The sequence below is a fragment of the Halomonas litopenaei genome, assembly GCF_003045775.1.
GTDB lineage: Bacteria > Pseudomonadota > Gammaproteobacteria > Pseudomonadales > Halomonadaceae > Halomonas > Halomonas litopenaei.
In genome coordinates, this window is record NZ_PXNS01000003.1 from 244,631 (window position 1) to 262,846 (window position 18,216).

General features: G+C 65.8%; 19 protein-coding genes. 11 read left to right on the forward strand and 8 right to left on the reverse strand.

What is annotated here, in order from left to right; genetic code table 11:
- Positions 1-20: 20 nt before the first annotated feature.
- Entirely contained in the window at positions 21-452 is a 432-nt protein-coding gene (locus tag C6W88_RS06280) for a host attachment protein (protein WP_045993902.1), read from the reverse strand.
- A gap of 290 nt (positions 453-742) precedes the next feature.
- Here C6W88_RS06280 and C6W88_RS06285 point away from each other — a divergent pair, with 290 nt between their 5' ends.
- Positions 743-1,261, forward strand: a complete 519-nt coding sequence (locus C6W88_RS06285) for a hypothetical protein (RefSeq protein WP_045993901.1) — start codon at positions 743-745, stop codon at positions 1,259-1,261.
- 165 nt (positions 1,262-1,426) lie between these two features.
- Here the strand turns inward: C6W88_RS06285 and C6W88_RS06290 are convergent, their stop codons facing one another.
- Positions 1,427-1,816: a VanZ family protein gene (locus C6W88_RS06290; protein WP_108131881.1), complete on the reverse strand. Its 390-nt coding sequence runs from the start codon at positions 1,814-1,816 to the stop codon at positions 1,427-1,429.
- On the reverse strand, positions 1,794-2,870 hold the full coding sequence (hemE, locus tag C6W88_RS06295) for a uroporphyrinogen decarboxylase (protein ID WP_108131917.1): 1,077 nt from the start codon (positions 2,868-2,870) through the stop codon (positions 1,794-1,796). Before hemE ends, C6W88_RS06290 begins: the two co-directional genes overlap by 23 nt.
- 171 nt (positions 2,871-3,041) lie before the next feature.
- Between hemE and ribA the strand changes: the two genes are divergently transcribed.
- From ribA to C6W88_RS06320, 5 genes are all read left to right on the forward strand, one after another.
- Positions 3,042-3,677: a GTP cyclohydrolase II gene (ribA, locus tag C6W88_RS06300; protein ID WP_045993900.1), complete on the forward strand. Its 636-nt coding sequence runs from the start codon at positions 3,042-3,044 to the stop codon at positions 3,675-3,677.
- An 84-nt stretch (positions 3,678-3,761) separates the two neighbouring features.
- On the forward strand, positions 3,762-4,046 hold the full coding sequence (locus tag C6W88_RS06305) for a hypothetical protein (RefSeq protein ID WP_045993899.1): 285 nt from the start codon (positions 3,762-3,764) through the stop codon (positions 4,044-4,046).
- 174 nt (positions 4,047-4,220) lie between these two features.
- Positions 4,221-4,538, forward strand: a complete 318-nt coding sequence (locus C6W88_RS06310; RefSeq protein WP_108131882.1) for a hypothetical protein — start codon at positions 4,221-4,223, stop codon at positions 4,536-4,538.
- Positions 4,539-4,820: 282 nt separating this feature from the next.
- Positions 4,821-5,117: a hypothetical protein gene (locus C6W88_RS06315; RefSeq protein WP_108131883.1), complete on the forward strand. Its 297-nt coding sequence runs from the start codon at positions 4,821-4,823 to the stop codon at positions 5,115-5,117.
- A gap of 204 nt (positions 5,118-5,321) precedes the next feature.
- The gene (locus C6W88_RS06320; RefSeq protein WP_045993896.1) at positions 5,322-5,618 is read left to right on the forward strand and encodes a hypothetical protein; all 297 of its coding nucleotides are present in this window, start codon (positions 5,322-5,324) and stop codon (positions 5,616-5,618) included.
- A 209-nt stretch (positions 5,619-5,827) separates the two neighbouring features.
- Here the strand turns inward: C6W88_RS06320 and C6W88_RS06325 are convergent, their stop codons facing one another.
- Positions 5,828-7,378: a Na+/H+ antiporter NhaC family protein gene (locus tag C6W88_RS06325; RefSeq protein ID WP_108131884.1), complete on the reverse strand. Its 1,551-nt coding sequence runs from the start codon at positions 7,376-7,378 to the stop codon at positions 5,828-5,830.
- Positions 7,379-7,796: 418 nt separating this feature from the next.
- Positions 7,797-8,576 carry a co-chaperone DjlA gene (gene djlA / locus C6W88_RS06330; protein ID WP_108131885.1) on the reverse strand — a complete coding sequence of 260 codons (780 nt, stop codon included), beginning with the start codon at positions 8,574-8,576 and terminating at the stop codon, positions 7,797-7,799.
- A 228-nt stretch (positions 8,577-8,804) separates the two neighbouring features.
- Between djlA and C6W88_RS06335 the strand changes: the two genes are divergently transcribed.
- Positions 8,805-8,987 (forward strand): hypothetical protein, encoded by a 183-nt coding sequence (locus C6W88_RS06335; RefSeq protein ID WP_108131886.1) that lies wholly within the window; start codon positions 8,805-8,807, stop codon positions 8,985-8,987.
- Between the two features lie 89 nt (positions 8,988-9,076).
- On the opposite strand, the gene dxs is transcribed toward C6W88_RS06335, so the two are convergent.
- Genes dxs through C6W88_RS06350 form a run of 3 tightly spaced genes read right to left on the reverse strand, consistent with a single transcriptional unit; the run spans position 9,077 to position 12,159 of the window.
- Entirely contained in the window at positions 9,077-10,990 is a 1,914-nt protein-coding gene (gene dxs / locus C6W88_RS06340) for a 1-deoxy-D-xylulose-5-phosphate synthase (protein ID WP_108131887.1), read from the reverse strand.
- A 16-nt stretch (positions 10,991-11,006) separates the two neighbouring features.
- Positions 11,007-11,876: a (2E,6E)-farnesyl diphosphate synthase gene (gene ispA / locus C6W88_RS06345; RefSeq protein WP_045993952.1), complete on the reverse strand. Its 870-nt coding sequence runs from the start codon at positions 11,874-11,876 to the stop codon at positions 11,007-11,009.
- 4 nt (positions 11,877-11,880) lie between these two features.
- A complete protein-coding gene (locus C6W88_RS06350; RefSeq protein WP_045993891.1) occupies positions 11,881-12,159 on the reverse strand; it encodes an exodeoxyribonuclease VII small subunit in 279 nt (92 codons plus the stop codon).
- A 338-nt stretch (positions 12,160-12,497) separates the two neighbouring features.
- On the opposite strand from C6W88_RS06350, the gene serA reads away from it, so the two are divergent.
- The 4 genes from serA (at position 12,498) to C6W88_RS06370 (ending at position 18,140) form a co-directional block, all read left to right on the forward strand.
- Entirely contained in the window at positions 12,498-13,748 is a 1,251-nt protein-coding gene (gene serA / locus C6W88_RS06355) for a phosphoglycerate dehydrogenase (RefSeq protein WP_045993890.1), read from the forward strand.
- A 242-nt stretch (positions 13,749-13,990) separates the two neighbouring features.
- Positions 13,991-14,893, forward strand: a complete 903-nt coding sequence (locus C6W88_RS06360; RefSeq protein ID WP_108131888.1) for a DMT family transporter — start codon at positions 13,991-13,993, stop codon at positions 14,891-14,893.
- A gap of 282 nt (positions 14,894-15,175) precedes the next feature.
- On the forward strand, positions 15,176-16,531 hold the full coding sequence (locus C6W88_RS06365; RefSeq protein ID WP_108131889.1) for an 8-oxoguanine deaminase: 1,356 nt from the start codon (positions 15,176-15,178) through the stop codon (positions 16,529-16,531).
- A gap of 259 nt (positions 16,532-16,790) precedes the next feature.
- Positions 16,791-18,140: a uracil-xanthine permease family protein gene (locus tag C6W88_RS06370; protein ID WP_108131890.1), complete on the forward strand. Its 1,350-nt coding sequence runs from the start codon at positions 16,791-16,793 to the stop codon at positions 18,138-18,140.
- The last annotated feature ends 76 nt before the right edge of the window (positions 18,141-18,216 follow it).

The following is an 18,216-nucleotide window of genomic DNA, read 5'->3' on the forward strand; positions in this document are numbered from 1 at the left end:
CGGACGGCGGGCGGCACAGATCAGCGCAGATCGTCGACGGCGTCGGTGATCTTGTCGCAGTCGGCCTTGGTCAGATCCTTGGAGAGGGAGTGGATGACCAGTTTGGCGGTGGGAGCATCGAGCTTGTCGCGCAGGTGGCCAAGAAAGCGCGGCGGCGCCACCATGATCAGCTTTTCCATGCTGTTGTCGACACGGGCACGATACAGTCGATCGGCTACCTCTCGGGCAAAGATGACTTCATGGTGCTGGGTCGCCACCTCCTCGCCGCCAGCCTGACGCGAGGCGGTAGCACTGGATTCATGTACGTCACCGCCCTTGTCGGTCACCAGATCGCCTTCGTGGAGCCGCCCTTCGGCGTGCACCAGGCTCTCGACTTCATTCAGCTTGCGTCCTGTCCGAGTGAAGATTCGCGCACGCGACGCATCGGCTACCACGATATAAGTCGTCGTCATGGTCGGTCCTCGCCTCCCTGTGTTCAGACTTCCCGGCACAATGACCGGTACAAAGTCACCATGGCAACGGACCCCGGCAGCGTCAACTGGTGGTTATTGGCGACACCGGCGTCGCCCTCCACGGACACTGACGAGCCCTGCCTCCTTTGGGGTAGCATGCAGGCATCTGTTACACGCCCCGGCGGCCTGCGGCCCTGTCCGGTTATCGCCTTTGCCTGCGCCGCACCGCTGATACTCGCGGGCCGCCCATCCTGGCGCCCTGCGAGTTCCCCTGCTGGAGGACCTCAACCATGCGCCAGTTCTTCTTTCCCCGCGCCCCACTGGCCCGGCGCACCCTGCTGAGCTGTCATTTCATTGCACAGCTCGGCGTTCTCGCCGCCGGTCTGTGGTGGCTGATCCCCCGCACCCCCTGGGTCGCCATGACCACCTGGAGTGAGAGCTGGCCTCCCCTGGCGCTGGGCGCCGGCCTCACCCTGCTGACCATGGTCGCACTACGCCTGCTGGCCGAGCTGTGGTTGCTGCCCCATCACCTGGGCAGTCAACGGCCCGGCTTCGCCCCCGGCGCGGTGGTCACCCGCTCCTACGATCGTCGTCCGGCGGTGCATGATGACGACAAGGCCTGGACCTCCCAGGCCCGGCCGCTGGAGGACGACGACGCGGTGGTCGGCGATGCTCGGGTGACGCGCAAGGCCGAACCGCTGAGCAAACGCGGACATCGCGAGCCCGGCCTCGACCTGAACCGTTCGTCTACCGGCGAGCCCGAATCACAAAGGGTCCAGAAGCCGAGTCGCCAGGAGCCAAGTCTCTGACGCGGTCGACGCTTTGATCGAGATGACGCCGCGGCTCGGTGTCCCGGCATGGCCGACATTGTGCGCCTGGACGCTTTCAGGGCGTTTTCCAGGCGTCATTGAGGCTCAAGGGAGCTAGCCGAAAGTCAGCCGACTTCCAGCACAGAGCTTTTTCAGGACAGAGCTTCAGCGGCGAGCGCGCTGGCGCCCTCGATGCCACAACCAGACCGCCCCGACACCGAGCCCCGCACCCAGGGTATTGGCGACGATGTCCCAGACATCGCCGCCAAGACGCCCGGGTACCGGGATCTGGGCGAACTCGATGGCGACGCCGTAGGCCACCGCCAGTGCCATGGACAGCCCGCTGCGCCCGCTCGCCAACGCCAGCAGTGTTGCCAGGCCGGCGTAGGCGATCAGATGGTTGGCCTTGTCCCAGGGCAGGTCTTCCGGCAATTCGCTGGCAGGCATCAGACTGCCCCAGGCGATGACCAGGGCGGCGGCGGCGGCCAGCCCCCACCACCACCGCCCGAATACAGACCGCCTGCCCGAGACTTCAGCCTGAGGCGATCTGGGCATGATAGGCCGGGCTCAACTCGTGCAGCGCCTCCATGAAGGCGGTGACGTTGTCGGGGTCGGTGAACTGGCTGATGCCGTGGCCGAGATTGAAGATGTGGCCCGGGCCGTGACCGTAGCTGTCGAGGATACGGCCGACCTCGGCACGAATCGCCGAAGGGTTGGCGAACAGCACATTGGGGTCCATGTTGCCCTGCAGTGCCACCTTGCGGCCCACCCGGCTGCGCGCGCTGGACAGTTCAGTGGTCCAGTCCAGCCCCAGGGCGTCGGCGCCGGTGTCGGCCAGATCCTCGAGCCACTGGCCGCCGTTCTTGGTGAACAGGATCACCGGTACCCGGCGCCCATCCTGTTCGCGAATCAGCCCCGCCACGATCTGTTCCATGTAGCGCAGCGAGAACTCGCGATAGGCCGGCGTGGACAGCGTCCCTCCCCAGGTATCGAAGATCTGTACCGCCTGTGCGCCAGCTCGGATCTGCGCATTGAGGTAGTCGGTCACCGCGGTGGCCAGGGTATCGAGCAGCTGATGCATCACGTCGGGGCTTGAGTAGAGCATGCCCTTGACGTGGCGAAAGTCCTTGCTGGAGGCGCCTTCGACCATATAGGTCGCCAGGGTCCAGGGGCTGCCGGAGAAACCGATCAGCGGCACCCGACCGTTGAGCTCGCGACGGATGGTCGAGACCGCGCGCATCACGTAGTCGAGGTCGCGTTCGGCGTCGGGCGCCGTCAGCGCGGCCACGTCTTCTGCGCTGCGCACTGGCTTGCGGAACTTGGGACCCTCGCCGGTCTCGAAGTACAAGCCCAGCCCCATGGCATCGGGGATGGTCAGAATATCGGAGAACAGGATGGCGGCGTCCAGCGGATAGCGTTCCAGCGGCTGCAGGGTGACCTCACAGGCGCGGGCGGTATCACGACACAGGTCCATGAAGCTTCCCGCCTGGGCGCGCACTTCCTTGTACTCCGGCAGGTAGCGACCGGCCTGGCGCATCATCCAGACCGGAGTGCGATCCACCGGTTGACGCGCGAGAGCGCGCAGAAATCGATCGTTCTTCAGTTCCATGCAGGCGTCATCCAGGGAAAATGTGCGACTCATTGTACCGCAATGACTCCCGAACGCGTGGCCTCCTGCGACCCTGTGTCGTCGGCAAGGTGTCGTGAGCCTTGCACGACTTCCTGATAAACTGGGCGCCCCCTTGACGGCGCTGCCGTTGTTTCGACTCCGAGGTACCCCGTGACGATTCGCTTTATCGCCGCCTCTCGCCTGCCCACCCCCTGGGCGACCTTCACCATGCACGGCTTCGAAGACGAGGCCACGGGCAAGGATCATATCGCCCTGACCCTGGGGGAGATCGACGATGGCGCTCCTGTGCTGGGACGGGTGCACTCTGAATGCCTGACCGGCGACGCCCTGTTCTCGATGCGCTGCGACTGCGGCTATCAGCTTCAGGAAGCGCTCAAGCGTATCGCCAGCGAAGGCCGCGGTGTCATCCTCTACCTGCGTCAGGAAGGCCGCGGCATCGGCCTGCTCAACAAGATTCGCGCCTACCACCTGCAGGACCAGGGGGCCGACACCGTCGAGGCCAACGAACGCCTGGGCTTCGCCGCCGACCTGCGCCGCTATGACCTGTGCGTGCCGATGCTCGAACACCTGGGTGTCGAGGGGCTCAAGCTGATGACCAACAACCCGCGCAAGGTCGACGCCCTGACCCAGGCCGGCGTTCAGGTGGTGGAACGCGTCGCCCTGACCACCGGGCTCAATCCCCACAACGAGCACTACCTGTCCACCAAGGCAGGCAAGCTCGGCCACATGATGGCGCTGGGTGACTTTACCCAGGCTGACGACGTGGATATCGAAAAAAAGTCATAGGCCGCGTAAGGAATCCGGCCCACCCTCGACTCAAGATCAAACGCAACATTACGCTCCATTGATCTTGACCTTCGAGGTGCCGACATGAAACTCAAGCTGCTTTCGATTGCCGCCATTGCCGCCGTGACCACACTTCCGCTGACGGCCCAGGCCGACGCCCGTGCCACCGACCTGGCCCGCGCGCTGAACAGCCAACCCCTGTCCATGCGCGACGCCATGCCCCAGCAGGGCCATGAAGTGATCAATGCCCACATCGCCAGCGACAGCACCGAAGCCCTGCGCAAGGCTCGCCTGCGGCTGCAGTCTCGCCATGTGGAAATGACCGACTTCATGCTCAATCTCGACCTCGGTCGCGCCGCCACCAAGTAACAGCAAGAAAAAAATGCCTTTGTTTTTGCACCGCTACAGGCATACGACCGTTTTAATAGAGCCGCATTATCGAAGCCATAAAAGCGATTACCTGGCGCTTTCGATAGAACGCTAACAAAATACACACATCGACAGCGGGTGACGCCACCCGCTGAAACCGGAAGGAGCTTCGACATGAAACCCACCTTGATCCTCGCTGCCCTGATCGTCGCCTCTCTGCCCGCTCTGGCCCAGGCTGCACCACCCAAGTACGCCCTGGCCCTGAACGAATCGCCCTTGACCGACCAGGCCCCGTTGGTCGATGACGTGTTGGGGCAGCAAGTTGCCGATGTCGAGGCTCTGACCATCGGTGGTCAGCGTATCGGCAACACCGCCGCCTCGACCCATGATGGCAAGACGCTGGCAAACGCCAGGCTGCAACTGCATCGCGACCATGCCCAGGGCACTCGCTTTCTGCAGCTGGACGGACGGCGTGTCGCGGTGACCATCTAGGCTGCGCTGTGTAAAGGCGACTTAGACCAAGGTCGCATCGGTATTTGACATTCCGTTAGCCTGTTAATATTATTGCCGCAAGTTTTCATGCAGTACCCGTTAGATACATCCTTCGAACGCAGGACAGAGTCAGCAAGGTCCAGGCAGACAAGGATGACAAGCTGCAGAAAAGGCAGGCCCTGAGGGGCCAAAAAATGCCACCAAAATTAAAACGACCGTTTTATTTTGAATCGGTCGAATTCAAGAGAGACAAGGGCCACGAGGCCCAATAGGAGAGACACCATGAAAGCCACTACCAAGATCGCCGCTACTGCCCTGCTCGCCGCTGCCCTGCCGCTGACCGCCCAGGCCGACCGCGCCAGCGACCGTGCCCAGGCGCTCAACGCCGAGCCGCTGTCCAGCCTCAGCGTCGCCGCCCTCGACGCCGCCCATCAGGTCGGCAACGCCCATATCGCCGACAACGGCAGCAATGCGATGGCCAACGCCCGCCTGGAGCTGCTGCGCGAACAGGCCAAGCGTACCGACTTCGCCATGAGCGAGCATGACCTGGACCTGGCCCGTCAGGCCACCACCGGCTAATTTTTGCCGACCAGATTAAAACGACCGTTTGACTTGGTGATGACCGGCAACGTCCAAATGACGCCCGGCGTCATCTCCAACAGACGATCGCGAAGGCCAGCAACAAAGGCCCTTCGACAAAGACTGCAAGACGACCGCTGAAACCGACATACGCGATGGCCAAGGGCTCACCCAGAAGCCCATCAGGCCTACAGGAGAGACACCATGAAAGCCACTACCAAGATCGCCGCTACTGCCCTGCTCGCCGCTGCCCTGCCGCTGACCGCCCAGGCCGACCGTGCCACTGACCGCGCCCAAGCGCTCAACGCCGAGCCGTTGGCTCAGGTCAGCGCCAGCGCGCTGGAGGCCGCCCATCAGGTCGGCAACGCCCATATCGCCGACAACGGCAGCAACGCCATGGCCAATGCCCGGCTGGAGCTGCTGCGGGTTCAGGCCAAGCGCACCGACTTCGCCATGAGCGAGCACGACCTGGACCTGGCCCGTCAGGCCACCACCGGCTAAGCGCACCGATCCGATGGGTGTCCGCGGGTAAGGACCCCGGGTACCAACGCAGAGGCCCCGCCGACGTGATGTCGGCGGGGCCTTTTTATGTGCCGGGTCTTTTTGTGCTCGGCCTTTTTGTGCTGGGCCTGGGGGAGGGTCTACCGGACACGGGGCCAGGTGCGGGACCAGGCACTCAGCGATCCGGCGACCCGGCCGTCGAGCCTGCGTCAGCGTGTCTGAGGCGCGGAATCGACCTGCCGTGGCTGCCACAGCGCCTTCATCACCAGCGCGATGGTCAACATCACTGCGACGCCACTGATCGCCCCGATCCAGGTGGTACCGGTGACGCCGGCCACAAAGAAGGCCACCAGTCCTGCGACACCGGCTGTCACCGCATAGGGCAGCTGGGTGCGCACATGGTCGATATGGTCACAGCTCGACCCCGCCGACGACAGAATGGTGGTATCGGAAATCGGCGAGCAATGATCGCCGAAGATGCCGCCGCTGAGCACCGAGGCGATGGCCAGCGCCATGGGCAGGTCCATGGCCGCCGCCACCGGCATGGCGATCGGAATCATGATGGCGAAGGTGCCGTAGGAGGTGCCGGTGGTGAAGGCCACCACGGCGCCGATCAGGAACAGCAGCACCGGTACCAGGCTGGGCGGAATGCTGGCCTCGGTCAGGCTGACCAGGTAGTCGGCGGTGCCAAGCTCGGAGGTGACGCTGCCGATGGACCAGGCCAGCGCCAGGATGATGTAGACCAGGGTCATGCTCTTGATGCCCTCGACCACGATATCCATGGCCTCGCGGAAGTCGAACAGCCGCTGACTCATGCCCATGGCCAGCCCCGTCATCACCGCCACCAGGGTGGCGATCAGGATCGACTGACCGCCGTCGGCGTTGCCCACCGCAGTCACCAGGTCATTTTCCGGGAAGTTGCCGGTCCACAGAAACAGCGGCGGAATCATCGCCAGCAACACCCCGATCGGCACCAGCATGTTGCGCTTGCGAGCGGTGTCTTCCGGCGCCTTGAGCTCCATGGCGTCGGTCTCGGAAGGCGGCTTGGCGGTGTCTTCCATCAGCTTGCCGGTCTCCCGGGCGCGACGTTCTGCCCGCGCCATGGGACCGAAGTCCCACTGGGTGACGACGATATAGAAGATCATCCCCAGCGCCAGCCAGGCGTAGAAGTTCAGCGGAATCGAGGACAGGTAGATCAGGTACTCCGAGCCGCTCACCTCCATCTCGCCCAGCTGAGTGCCGATCAGCCCCATGACGAAGACCACCCAGGTGGACACCGGGCCCAGCAGGCACATGGGGGCCGAGGTGGAATCGACGATGTAGGCGAGCTTCTCGCGGGAGACCTTCATGCGATCGGTGATCGGACGCATCACGCTGCCCACGGTGAGGGCGTTGAAATAGTCCTCGAAGAAGATCAGCATGCCAAGGCCAAGCGTGCTGCCCTGGGCGCCACGGGCGCTGGCGACCTTGCGCGAGATGGCGCGGGCGATGGCGTGGGCGCCACCGGTACGCTGCAGCACGCTGATCAAGACCCCGAACAGGCCACAGTAGATCAGCACGGTGGCGTTCCACTCGTCGCCGATGCTCGGCACGATAAAGTCAGAAAAACTGTTGTAGAGGCCGGCGGCAGGATTGTAGCCGGCGAGCATGGTCGCCCCGAGCCAGACGCCGCAGAACAGCGCGGGAATGACGTTGCGCGTCGCCAATGCCAGCAGGATGGCCAGCAGCGGCGGCAACAGGGATAAGAGTCCGAAGGACATCGGGAGTCTCCTGGGTTCTTGTCGGTCTTGGCCCGAGGGGATGACGCCGGACGGCGTCGTGCGGGCAGCGGGGCATCCTAGGCGCTTGCGGCACAAACGGCAACCGCGCTGTCACATCCCCGCAACCGCCGTTCCAGAAGTACAAGCCAGTGCCGGCCTGCAGCTAGCTGACCACCCTGAAAATTCCCCTCGGACATCGGGTGACGGCGCCGACAGATACCTCCATCACCCCGCGCCCCGCCTCCCCAACACCGACAGCCGATACCCTCTCTGGAGATGCACCAGGCAACGTCCCGACGGCCCTCGCCTCAGTCAGGACGCCGGGTCTCCACCTCCACCCCCTTCATGCCCTGTGCCGTGTAGCGCTCGCCGGCAACGACGTCAGGCGCCAGGCCAGTGCCACTTGGCCCTGGGGTCGTCAGGCCTGACCGCGGGCCTGGCGAATACGCTGGTAGGCGTTGCCGATCTCCACGGTGCGGGCCTCGGCGACCTCGCGCATGCTGTCGGGCAGGCCACGACTGGCCAGCTTGTCCGGGTGGTTCTCGCTCATCAGCTTGCGGTAGGCGCGCTTGACCTCGGCGTCACTGGCCTCGTCGCTGACACCGAGCACCTTGTAGGCATCTTCCAGCGGGCTCTGGCTCTCCTGGGTCGCGCCGGCACCGTGGGAGGCGCCGCCCCGCAGCATGGCCTCGATCTGGGCGATCTCGGCCTCGCTGCAGCCAAGCCCGCGAGCCACCCGCATCAGCATGCTGTGCTCGGCCGGGTGCAGCACCCCATCGGCGGCGATGGCGGAAAGCTGCACCTGCAGGAAGATCTGGCGCAGCGCACTGCGCCCGCGCGTCAGCCGGGCCACCCGTGCGATCTCGCCGTCGAGGTCGAAGTCACTGGCGCGCCCGCGCTCGAAGGCGGCGCGGGCGCTGGCACGGGTGTTTTCCGGCAGACGCAGACGCACCAGCAATTGCTCCAGGACCTGGCGTTCCTCGCCGCTGACCTGACCATCGGCCTGGCACACCGCCCCCATCACCGCAAAGGTGGAGTCCATGAACTGACGCTGCATCTCTGCCAGGCCCTTGCTGAGCATCAGACCGCCGCGCAGGCGCCCGCCCAGCCACCAGCCGATACCGCCGCCGATCAGCATGCCCAGCGGCCCACCGGCCAGGAAGCCCACTACCGCGCCAATCACGATGATGGTCAGCATAAAATCCTCTCTTGTGCGCTACGTCGCCAAGCGGCGGCGCCACGTCTTTTTCTGTTTCGGCCCTGGCCAACCGTTGCGGCTATGCCAGGTCCCGCCAAAGGGGTATGAGCAGGCAGCATACCATCGCCGTCGAGCCGGCGGCGAAGGTCCAGCCTTCGCTGTTTCATCGAATGGTCATCTGCAAGCGCGACACTGCACGCCATTTCAAGCCGCTCGGTTCACACTCCCATGCGACTCTCGATCACGCGCCTTGCCATCGTCGGCGCCATCGCTTCCGCCAGCATCAGCGTCAGCCTGGCCTCCAATGCTTCGGTATTCCCCTGGCAGGGTTTGCTGGGGGTGGACACGCCGCCATCTGACACCGCCAGGTCCGTCATCGAGCGCCTGGTCGAAAGCGCCAGCCATCGCTGAGCCTGCTCCCAGACGCCATCGGCCCCCTGGAGCGGGGGCCGATGGCATGACGAACATACTTGCGCCGTGCGCGACGCAGGCACCCTCGCTCAGCGCTTTCGGTGCTTGTCCAGACGGCGACGAATCGCCGCCTCGATACCGTCGGCATCGAGGCCACAGTCACGCAGCAGCTCCGCTGGCTTGCCGTGTTCGGCAAAGACATCGGGCAGGCCCAGGTTGAGCACCGGCACGGCGACACCCTCGGCCAGCAGCAGTTCGTTGACGCCACTGCCGGCGCCTCCGGCCACCACGTTTTCTTCCAGGGTGACCAGCAGGTCGTGGTTGCGGGCGGCCTCTAGCACGGCGTCACGATCCAGCGGTTTGACGCTGCGCATATTGATGTGAGTGGCGTCTAGCCGCTCGGCCACCACCCCGGCGGGGTCATTGAGGCTACCGAAGGCCAGCAGCGCCACGCCCTTGCCCTGACGCCGCGGCTCGGCCACGCCGATGGGCAGCGGCTCGAGGTCGGCGGGAATGGGCACACCGGGACCGGTACCGCGGGGATAGCGCACCGCCGCTGGCCCCGGATGATGGTAGGCGGCGCTGAGCATGGCGCGACACTCGGCCTCGTCCGCCGGCGCCAGCACCACCATGCCCGGTACGCAGCGCAGGTAGGTCAAATCCAGGGCGCCATGGTGGGTCGGGCCATCCTCACCGACCAGGCCGGCACGATCGATGGCGAAGGTCACATCCAGCTCCTGCACCGCCACGTCATGGATCAACTGGTCATAGCCGCGTTGCAGGAAGGTCGAGTAGATCGCCACCACCGGCTTCATTGCCTCGCAGGCCATACCGGCGGCCAGGGTCACCGAGTGCTGTTCGGCGATGGCCACGTCGTAGTAGCGCTCGGGGTACTCCTTGGAGAAACGGATTAAATCCGACCCCTCGCGCATGGCCGGGGTAATACCGATCAGACGTTCGTCGGCGGCGGCCATGTCACAGATCCAGTCGCCGAACACGCTGCAGTACTTCTTCTTCGGCGGCGCATTCGACGCGGTCGCCGGGGGCTTGGCCTTGGCGGCCTCCGGCGTCTCCAGCTTGGTGATGGCGTGGTAGCCGATGGGATCGGACTCCGCCGGCAGGAAGCCCCGGCCCTTGCACGTCTTCACGTGCAGAAACTGAGGTCCGTCCAGCTCACGCATGCTGGTGAGGGCATCGGTCAGGGCGTCGATATCGTGGCCGTCGATGGGCCCGACATAATTGAAGCCCATCTCCTCGAACAGGGTGGCCGGACTGACCATGCCCTTGACGTGCTCCTCGGTGCGCCGCGCCAGCTCCAGCGCACCCGGCAGGTGGGACAGCACCCGCTTGCCGTTCTCACGCATGCTCAGATAGGGCTTGCTGACCAGAATCCGTGCCAGGTAGCTGGCCACGCCCCCGACGTTCTCGGAGATCGACATCTCGTTGTCGTTGAGCACGACCAGCAGGTTGGCGTTGACGTGGCCGGCGTGGGCCAGGGCCTCGAAGGCCATGCCCGCGGTCAGGGCGCCGTCGCCGATGACGGCACACACGCGGCGCTCCTGCTTCTGCGTGCGCGCCGCCAGGGCCATGCCCAGAGCCGCCGAGATGGAGGTGCTGGAATGGCCGACGCCAAAGGTGTCGTACTCCGACTCGGCACGCCGGGGAAAGGCGGCCAGACCACCGTAGCGACGAATGCTGGTCATGGCCTCGCGGCGGCCGGTCAGAATCTTGTGGGGATAGGCCTGGTGGCCCACGTCCCACACCAGGCGATCGTGGGGCGTGCGGAAGGCGTGGTGCAGCGCCACGGTCAGCTCGACCACACCAAGACCGGCGCCGAAGTGGCCGCCGGAAACGCCGACGCTATACAGCAGGTAGGCGCGCAGCTCATCGGCCACGCGCTTGAGCTGCTCTGCGCTCATGGCACGCAGCGCAGCCGGGGTATCCAGAGTATCGAGCAGCGGTGTCGCCGGCCGCTCGGTGGGAATCGTGTCGAACAGCTTCATGTTAGCCCTGTGGTCGTCAGTGATCGCGCTCGATCATGTAGCGGGCAAGCCCGGCCAGAGGCGCCGCCGCCTCGCCCAGCGGGGCGATGGCGTCGAGTGCCTCGTCGATCAGCGCACCGGCCTTGGCTCGGGCGCCGTCAAGCCCGAGCAGGGCGGGATAGGTCGGCTTGTCGCGGGCCGCGTCGGCCCCCGAGGTCTTGCCGAGGGTATCGGTGTCGCCGGTGACGTCCAGCACGTCGTCATGCACCTGAAACGCCAGGCCCATGGCCGCAGCATAGGTGTCCAACGCCCCCAGACGCGAATCGTCCTCGGCCACCGCCACCAGCCCACCGAGGCGAACCGCGGCGCGAATCAGCGCACCGGTCTTGTGGCGGTGCATGGTTTCCAGCATCGCCAGGTCGGGACGTTCGCCCACCACCGCCAGATCCAGCGCCTGGCCGGCGGCCATGCCGTCGCGACCAGACGCCTTGGCCAGGGTCGCCACCAGGGCACCCAGGCGGGGCGAGCGAGAGCTCGCCAGCAGCTCGAATGCCAGCGTCTGCAGGGCGTCACCGGCGAGAATCGCCGAGGCCTCGTCGAAGGCCTTGTGCACCGTGGGCTGGCCACGTCGCAGGTCGTCGTCGTCCATCGCCGGCAGGTCATCGTGGACCAGCGAGTAGGCGTGGATCAGCTCGATCGCGGCGGCGGGGATATCGAGCTCGTCGTCGTCGGCTCCCAGCGCACGCCCTGCGGCGTAGACCAGGATGGGACGCAGGCGCTTTCCTCCGACCAGCAGGCCGTGGCGCATCGCCGCCTCGAGCCGGGGTTCGACGACGTGGCGCTGTTCGAACAGCCCCTCGAGGCAGCGGTCTACCCGCGCCCGGTCTGCGGCCAAGCGGGCCAGCATGGTGTCAGCGTTCACCCGGTTCCTCCCCGATATCAAAAGGCGACAGCTGCATGCCACCGTCGGCGTTCTCCGTCAGGCTGCGCACCTTGAGTTCGGCCTCGTCGAGCCGCTTCTGGGCATCTCGCGTCAAGGCCACGCCCTGCTCGAAGGCCTTGAGCGACTCCTCCAGCGTCAGCTCGCCGGACTCCAGGCGCTCGACCAGTGTCTCCAGCTGGGTCATGGCCGAGGCGAAGTCGAGCGACTCGTCATCTTTCTGTGTTGGCTGGCGGTCCTGCGTTGCCATGCGCCCCTCCAGGCGGCGGGTCAAAGGCTGACCCGAGATTGCGAGTTCACGGCCGACGATGGGCCACCCGGGAAACGCAGGCTCGCTGACGACGTCCGGCCTTTCCCCAAAGGGCGACAGTATACACGCTCTCCCCCCGGGGTCGTCTGCCCTGGCCCTTATCCGCGGCCCGCGAAGCGCCCCTCGAAAGGACGGCGGTACATGCAGATGGCTCATGCTGCGGTGCAAGGATTTTCAACGTGAAAATGCCGCCCTGTGGTACTCTATGGACCCTGATTTTTCGCCTGCCCCACCACACAGCCGCTGGCTGCCGCCAACTCCAAGAGGTTGATTCGACCATGGCCAAAACGTCCCTGGACAAGAGCAAGATCAAGATCCTGCTGCTCGAGGGCGTCCACCAGAGTGCAGTGGACAATTTTCTCAACGCCGGATACACCAATATCGAGCATATGCCGACCTCGCTCGACGAGGAGTCGCTGATCGAGAAGATCCGTGATGTTCACTTCATCGGCATTCGCTCCCGCACCCAGCTCACCGAGCGGGTGTTCGCGGCGGCCGAGAAGCTGGTGGCGGTCGGTTGCTTCTGCATCGGTACCAATCAGGTCGATCTCACGGCGGCGCTGGTGCGCGGCATTCCGGTGTTCAACGCCCCCTACTCCAACACCCGCTCGGTGGCGGAGCTGGTGCTGGCCGAGGCCATCATGCTGCTGCGCGGGATTCCCGAGAAGAACGCCCGTGCCCACCAGGGCGGCTGGCTGAAGAGCGCCAAGAACAGCCACGAGGCCCGCGGCAAGACCCTCGGCATCGTCGGCTACGGCAGCATCGGCTCGCAATTGTCGGTGCTGGCCGAGGCGCTTGGCTTCGACGTCATCTACTACGACGTCATCACCAAGCTGGCCATGGGCAACTCGCGCCAGGTCGCCAGCCTCGAGGAGCTGCTCGCCCGCTCCGACGTGGTCAGCCTGCACGTGCCCGACCTGCCGTCCACCCGCTGGATGATCGGCGAGGAGCAGATCAGCCTGATGAAGCCCGGCGCCATCCTGATCAACGCCGCCCGTGGCAGCGTGGTAGTGATCGAGGCCCTGGCCGAGGCGATCAAGGAAGGCCGACTCAACGGCGCCGCCATCGACGTCTTCCCGGTGGAGCCCAAGGGCAACGCCGACGAGTTCGAAAGCCCGCTGCGTGGCCTCGAGAATGTCATCCTCACCCCGCACATCGGTGGTTCTACCCTGGAAGCCCAGGAGAACATCGGCGTCGAGGTGTCCGAGAAGCTGGTGACCTTCTCCGACAACGGCACCAGCATCACCTCGGTCAACTTCCCCGAGGTGGCACTGCCGGCCCACCCGGACAAGCACCGCCTGCTGCACATCCACGAGAACGTGCCCGGCGTGATGTCCGAGATCAACCGGGTGCTGTCGGAAAACGACATCAACATCTCCGGCCAGTACCTGCAGACCAATGAAAAGGTCGGCTACGTGGTCATCGACGTCGACAAGGCCTACGGTCCCCAGGCGCTCGAAGCCCTGCGCGAGGTGAACCACACCCTGCGCACCCGGGTGCTGTACTCCGAGACCAACTACGCCGACTGAGCGGCGGACGTAGCGCCTGCATGCGGCGAGCTATCCCGCACGCAGCTATCGCGTTCGGGATGACGATGAGGCGCCGCTCTCCTTCGGGAGGGCGGCGCCTTTTTACTCGCAGGCCTTTTTACTCGCTGCACGCTCACGGCCCCCGTTCCCGACCATCACAAGCCGACGCCCAAAAGCCTGTGGTGCAGCGAGAAAACGCCTATCCTGAGCGTCTTCCCGATGACCTCTTCAAAGGATGCACGATGCCAACCGGACTGGCCTATCTGATCGTGGTGCTGGTGTGGGCCTCCACCCCGCTGGCCATCAAGTGGAGCGCCGAGGCCGGCGCCCCCATCGGCAGCGTGATGCTGCGCATGGGCCTGGCGCTGGTCGCCGGCGCTCTGATCCTGCTGGTGCTGAGGCGCGGCGTCCGCCTCGATCGCCGCGCCCTTGCCAGCTACGCCGCCGCGGTGCCGGGGGTGTTCGGCGCCATGGCGCTGAGCTACCACGCCTCCCAGTTTCTGCCCTCGGGCCTGCTGTCGGTGATGTTCGGCATGGCGCCGTTGATCTCCGGCTTCATCCTGCAGGCCCTGCCCGGCAGCACCCGGCTCAGGCGTTGGCACTGGATCGGCTGCGGCCTGGGGGTGGCGGGGCTGGCGGTGGTGTTCGCCGACAGCCTGACGCTCGGCGGCGGCGCCCAGGTGCTGGCACTGGCCATGATGCTGTCGGCGGTGACCCTGTTCAGCGCCAGCGGCATCGCCGTGCAGCGGGTGGCCGCCGGGCTCGACCCCTTGCAGCAGACCGTGGGGGCGCTGGCCGGCTCCATGCCCTGCTTTCTGGTGTTATGGCTCGCCAGCGGTGAACCGCTGATGATTCCTCTCAGCCCCCGCGGGCTGTGGGCGGTGCTATACCTGGCGCTGTTCGGCTCGCTGATCGGCTTTCTCTGCTACTACCTGATCCTGTCTCGGCTGCACGCCGCCAGCGTCGCCCTGGTGACCCTGATCACCCCGGTGCTGGCGCTGACCCTCGGCATGCTGCTCAATCAGGAAACCCCTTCGCCTTCGATGCTGCTGGGCGCGCTACTGATTCTGGTGGCGCTGGGTGCCTACCTGTTCGGGGATCGTCTGAGCCGGCGCCGGGCCGCCCGCGAGGCCGCCAGGCCGTGAAGCAGAGGGGCACTTGACAAGCCCTGACGTCACGGCCATTTTGTACACAATAACGGTCATATATTGCGCACCACAATGGTACACAGGCCGCTCGATATCGGTGCAGCGTGAACCGTGAAATTGATGACGCTCACCGCCCTCGGCGGCTGTTTCTGAAGGCACCTGAACCAGGTATCCGCTACGCGACGAGCCCTCGCCCTCCTTGACCAAGGGACGGCGTCGGGAGCAGGGCACGATGCTTGGGTAACCCTTCGCTCGGCGAAGCCAACCCAGGAGAACTGCATGAGCTCACATCCCCCCGTCACTTGGATCAAGCATCCACTGGCCGCCAGCGACCCTGACGCGGCCGGTGGTGTCGTCGTTCAGGACGGCCGGATCATCGAAGCCGTGGCTGCCGGCCAGACGCCCCGAACCCGCGTCGAGCAGACCTTCGATGCCTCCCGCCACGTGCTGCTGCCGGGCCTGGTCAACACCCACCACCACTTCTACCAGACCCTGACCCGGGCGTACTCGCCGGCGCTCAACAAGGAGCTGTTTCCCTGGCTCACCACCCTTTACGACGTCTGGGCCAACCTCGACGAGGCCCAGCTGGCGCTGGCCAGTGAGCTGGCGATGGTGGAGCTGCTGATGAGCGGCTGTACCACCGTCGCCGACCATCACTACGTGTTCTCCGGCGCGCTCGAGCACGCCATCGACGTCCAGGTGGAGACCGCGCGTCGGCTCGGTGTGCGCGCCGCCCTGACCCGCGGTTCGATGAGCGTGGGGCGCGAGCAGGGCGGGCTACCGCCCCAGTCGGTGGTGCAGGATGAGGCGACCATCCTCGACGAGAGCACCCGTCTGATCGACGCCTACCATCAGCGCGGCGAGGGCGCCATGGTGACCCTGGCGCTGGCGCCCTGCTCGCCCTTCTCGGTCAGCCGTGAGCTGATGGTCGACAGCGCTCGCCTGGCCGAGCAGAAGGACGTGCGCCTGCACACCCACCTGGCAGAAACCGAGGACGAGACGCAGTACTGTCAGAAGCTGTTCGGGATGCGACCGCTGGACTACCTCGAGGCCACCGGTTGGCTCAGCGATCGCACCTGGCTGGCCCACGGCATCCACTTCAACGACGACGAGGTCGCCCGCCTCGGCCAAGCCGGCACCGGCATCGCCCACTGCCCCTCATCCAACATGGTGCTGGGCTCTGGCATGTGCCGCACCCTGGAACTCGAGGCCGCAGGTTGCCCGGTAGGCCTGGCGGTGGACGGCTCGGCCTCGGCGGATCACTCCAACCTGGCCGAGGAGATGCGCCAGGCGATGCTGATCGGCCGCCTGCGCTACTCACCCAGCCAGGTACGTCACCAGGACGTCATCCGCTGGGCCACCGAAGGCTCCGCGCGTTGTCTGGGGCGCAGCGACATCGGCGGACTGAAGGTTGGCCAGCAGGCCGATCTGGCGCTGTTCCGGCTGGACGAGCCGCGCTTCTCGGGCGCCGAGAACCCGCTGGCCGCGCTGCTGCTGTGCGGTGCCCACCGTGCCGACCGAGTGATGGTGGCCGGCCAGTGGCGGGTGGCCGACGGCCAGCCGCTCGACGTCGATCTGGGCGAGCTGATGGCTCGCCACAACGCGGCGGCGATGCGGCTAAGGCGCGCGGTCTAGGAGGCTCGGGGCGAACCTGGACGCACATCTTCGAACAGGACGACGGGAAGACAAAAGGCAACAACAGCGAACGACGAACGGATCTCGAGCGCAGCGCGGCACCACGGGCCAGGGCCGACGCTGCCGCCCCCTGACAACGGTCGCCGTGCCACGGCAGTCAGCACAGACGGTCTGACACCTGTCACGGTCTCCGGGGTTTCGCCGCCGACGCTCCGACAAGGACGCCGGTGCTACAACGACAACAGGAGAAAACCCTGCCATGCCCACCCACGACTCCTCCGGGAACACCCTGGAAAGCGCATCTGTGCGCTCGACCCATGACGTCAACGCCATGCCACCCCTGGGGCGCGCCATTCCGCTGGGCCTGCAGCACGTGCTGGCGATGTTCGTCGGCAACGTCACGGTGCCGATCATCATCGCCGGCGCCGCCGACCTGCCGGCGGACCAGACCGCCTTCATGATCCAGGCGGCGATGTTCGTGGCCGGTGTCGCCACCCTAGTGCAGTCGCTGGGGATAGGCCCCATCGGCGCCCGCCTGCCCATCGTCATGGGCACCAGCTTCGGCTTCGTCCCGGTGCTGATTCCCATTGCCGTGGGCATGGGGCTACCGGCGGCCCTTGGCGCGGCCCTGTGTGGCGGGGTCGCCATGGCCCTGGTGGGCATGTTTCTGCCGGTGTTCCGGTTTCTGTTCCCGCCGGTGGTCACCGGCACCTTCGTGGTCATGCTCGGCACCCTGCTGATGCCGGTAGGCTTCGCCTACTGGGGCGGAGGCTTCGGCGCCGCCGACTTCGGCGCCACCCACCACCTGCTGCTGGGGGCTCTGGTACTGGTGGTGACCCTGGGCCTGCACCAGTACGGCCGCGGTATCTGGTCCGAAGCGGCGCCGCTGATCGGCCTGATCACCGGTTACGTAGTGGCCACCATGTTCGGCTATATCGACTTCTCCACCATCGGTGACGCCGACTGGCTGTCACTGCCGGTGCCGCTGACCATCGGGCTTGAATTCCATCTGGCGGCGATCCTGCCGGTGGTGCTGCTGGCCGTGGTCACCTGCGCCGAGTCCATCGGCGACATCGTCGGCACCACCGCCGGCGGCATGGACCGCGAGCCGACCCACAAGGAGCTCTCCGGTGGGGTCATGGCCGACGGCCTGTCCAGCGTGTTCGCCGCGATCTTCAACGCCTTCCCCCAGATCAGCTTCAGCCAGAACGTGGGCATGGTGGCGCTGACCGGTGTGGTCAGCCGCTATGTGGTGGCCATCGGCGGCGCCTTCCTGCTGCTGGCGGGCCTGATCCCCAAGCTGGGTGCCATCGTTTCCAGCATCCCCAATTCGGTGCTGGGCGGGGCGGTACTGATCATGTTCGGCATGATCGCCAGCGCCGGCATCAAGATGCTTTCCCATATCGACTTCAACAAGCGCAACATGGTGATCATCGGGGTCTCGCTGTCCGCCGCGGTGGGCCTGCCGGCCCAGGAAGGGCTCTACGCCAACCTGAGCGACAACCTCCAGGCCATCATCGAGTCAGGGCTGATCCCCGGCGCGCTGTTTGCCATCGTGCTCAATCTGGTGCTGCCCAAGGCCGATCGGGTCTTCCGCGACAGCGTCTGAGACGCCACACCGTCCCCTCGAGGACACCATGACGCCACTTTCGGGCCCGCCACGCGGGCCCGCTTCGTTTCCCCAG

Coding starts and splice junctions, on each gene's coding strand:
- C6W88_RS06280 (WP_045993902.1), bottom strand. CDS start 452: ATGACGACGACTTATATCGTGGTAGCCGATGCGTCGCGTGCGCGAATC.
- C6W88_RS06285 (WP_045993901.1), top strand. CDS start 743: ATGCGCCAGTTCTTCTTTCCCCGCGCCCCACTGGCCCGGCGCACCCTG.
- C6W88_RS06290 (WP_108131881.1), bottom strand. CDS start 1,816: ATGCCCAGATCGCCTCAGGCTGAAGTCTCGGGCAGGCGGTCTGTATTC.
- hemE (WP_108131917.1), bottom strand. CDS start 2,870: ATGGAACTGAAGAACGATCGATTTCTGCGCGCTCTCGCGCGTCAACCG.
- C6W88_RS06305 (WP_045993899.1), top strand. CDS start 3,762: ATGAAACTCAAGCTGCTTTCGATTGCCGCCATTGCCGCCGTGACCACA.
- C6W88_RS06310 (WP_108131882.1), top strand. CDS start 4,221: ATGAAACCCACCTTGATCCTCGCTGCCCTGATCGTCGCCTCTCTGCCC.
- C6W88_RS06315 (WP_108131883.1), top strand. CDS start 4,821: ATGAAAGCCACTACCAAGATCGCCGCTACTGCCCTGCTCGCCGCTGCC.
- C6W88_RS06320 (WP_045993896.1), top strand. CDS start 5,322: ATGAAAGCCACTACCAAGATCGCCGCTACTGCCCTGCTCGCCGCTGCC.
- C6W88_RS06325 (WP_108131884.1), bottom strand. CDS start 7,378: ATGTCCTTCGGACTCTTATCCCTGTTGCCGCCGCTGCTGGCCATCCTG.
- djlA (WP_108131885.1), bottom strand. CDS start 8,576: ATGCTGACCATCATCGTGATTGGCGCGGTAGTGGGCTTCCTGGCCGGT.
- C6W88_RS06335 (WP_108131886.1), top strand. CDS start 8,805: ATGCGACTCTCGATCACGCGCCTTGCCATCGTCGGCGCCATCGCTTCC.
- dxs (WP_108131887.1), bottom strand. CDS start 10,990: ATGAAGCTGTTCGACACGATTCCCACCGAGCGGCCGGCGACACCGCTG.
- ispA (WP_045993952.1), bottom strand. CDS start 11,876: ATGCTGGCCCGCTTGGCCGCAGACCGGGCGCGGGTAGACCGCTGCCTC.
- C6W88_RS06350 (WP_045993891.1), bottom strand. CDS start 12,159: ATGGCAACGCAGGACCGCCAGCCAACACAGAAAGATGACGAGTCGCTC.
- serA (WP_045993890.1), top strand. CDS start 12,498: ATGGCCAAAACGTCCCTGGACAAGAGCAAGATCAAGATCCTGCTGCTC.
- C6W88_RS06360 (WP_108131888.1), top strand. CDS start 13,991: ATGCCAACCGGACTGGCCTATCTGATCGTGGTGCTGGTGTGGGCCTCC.
- C6W88_RS06365 (WP_108131889.1), top strand. CDS start 15,176: ATGAGCTCACATCCCCCCGTCACTTGGATCAAGCATCCACTGGCCGCC.
- C6W88_RS06370 (WP_108131890.1), top strand. CDS start 16,791: ATGCCCACCCACGACTCCTCCGGGAACACCCTGGAAAGCGCATCTGTG.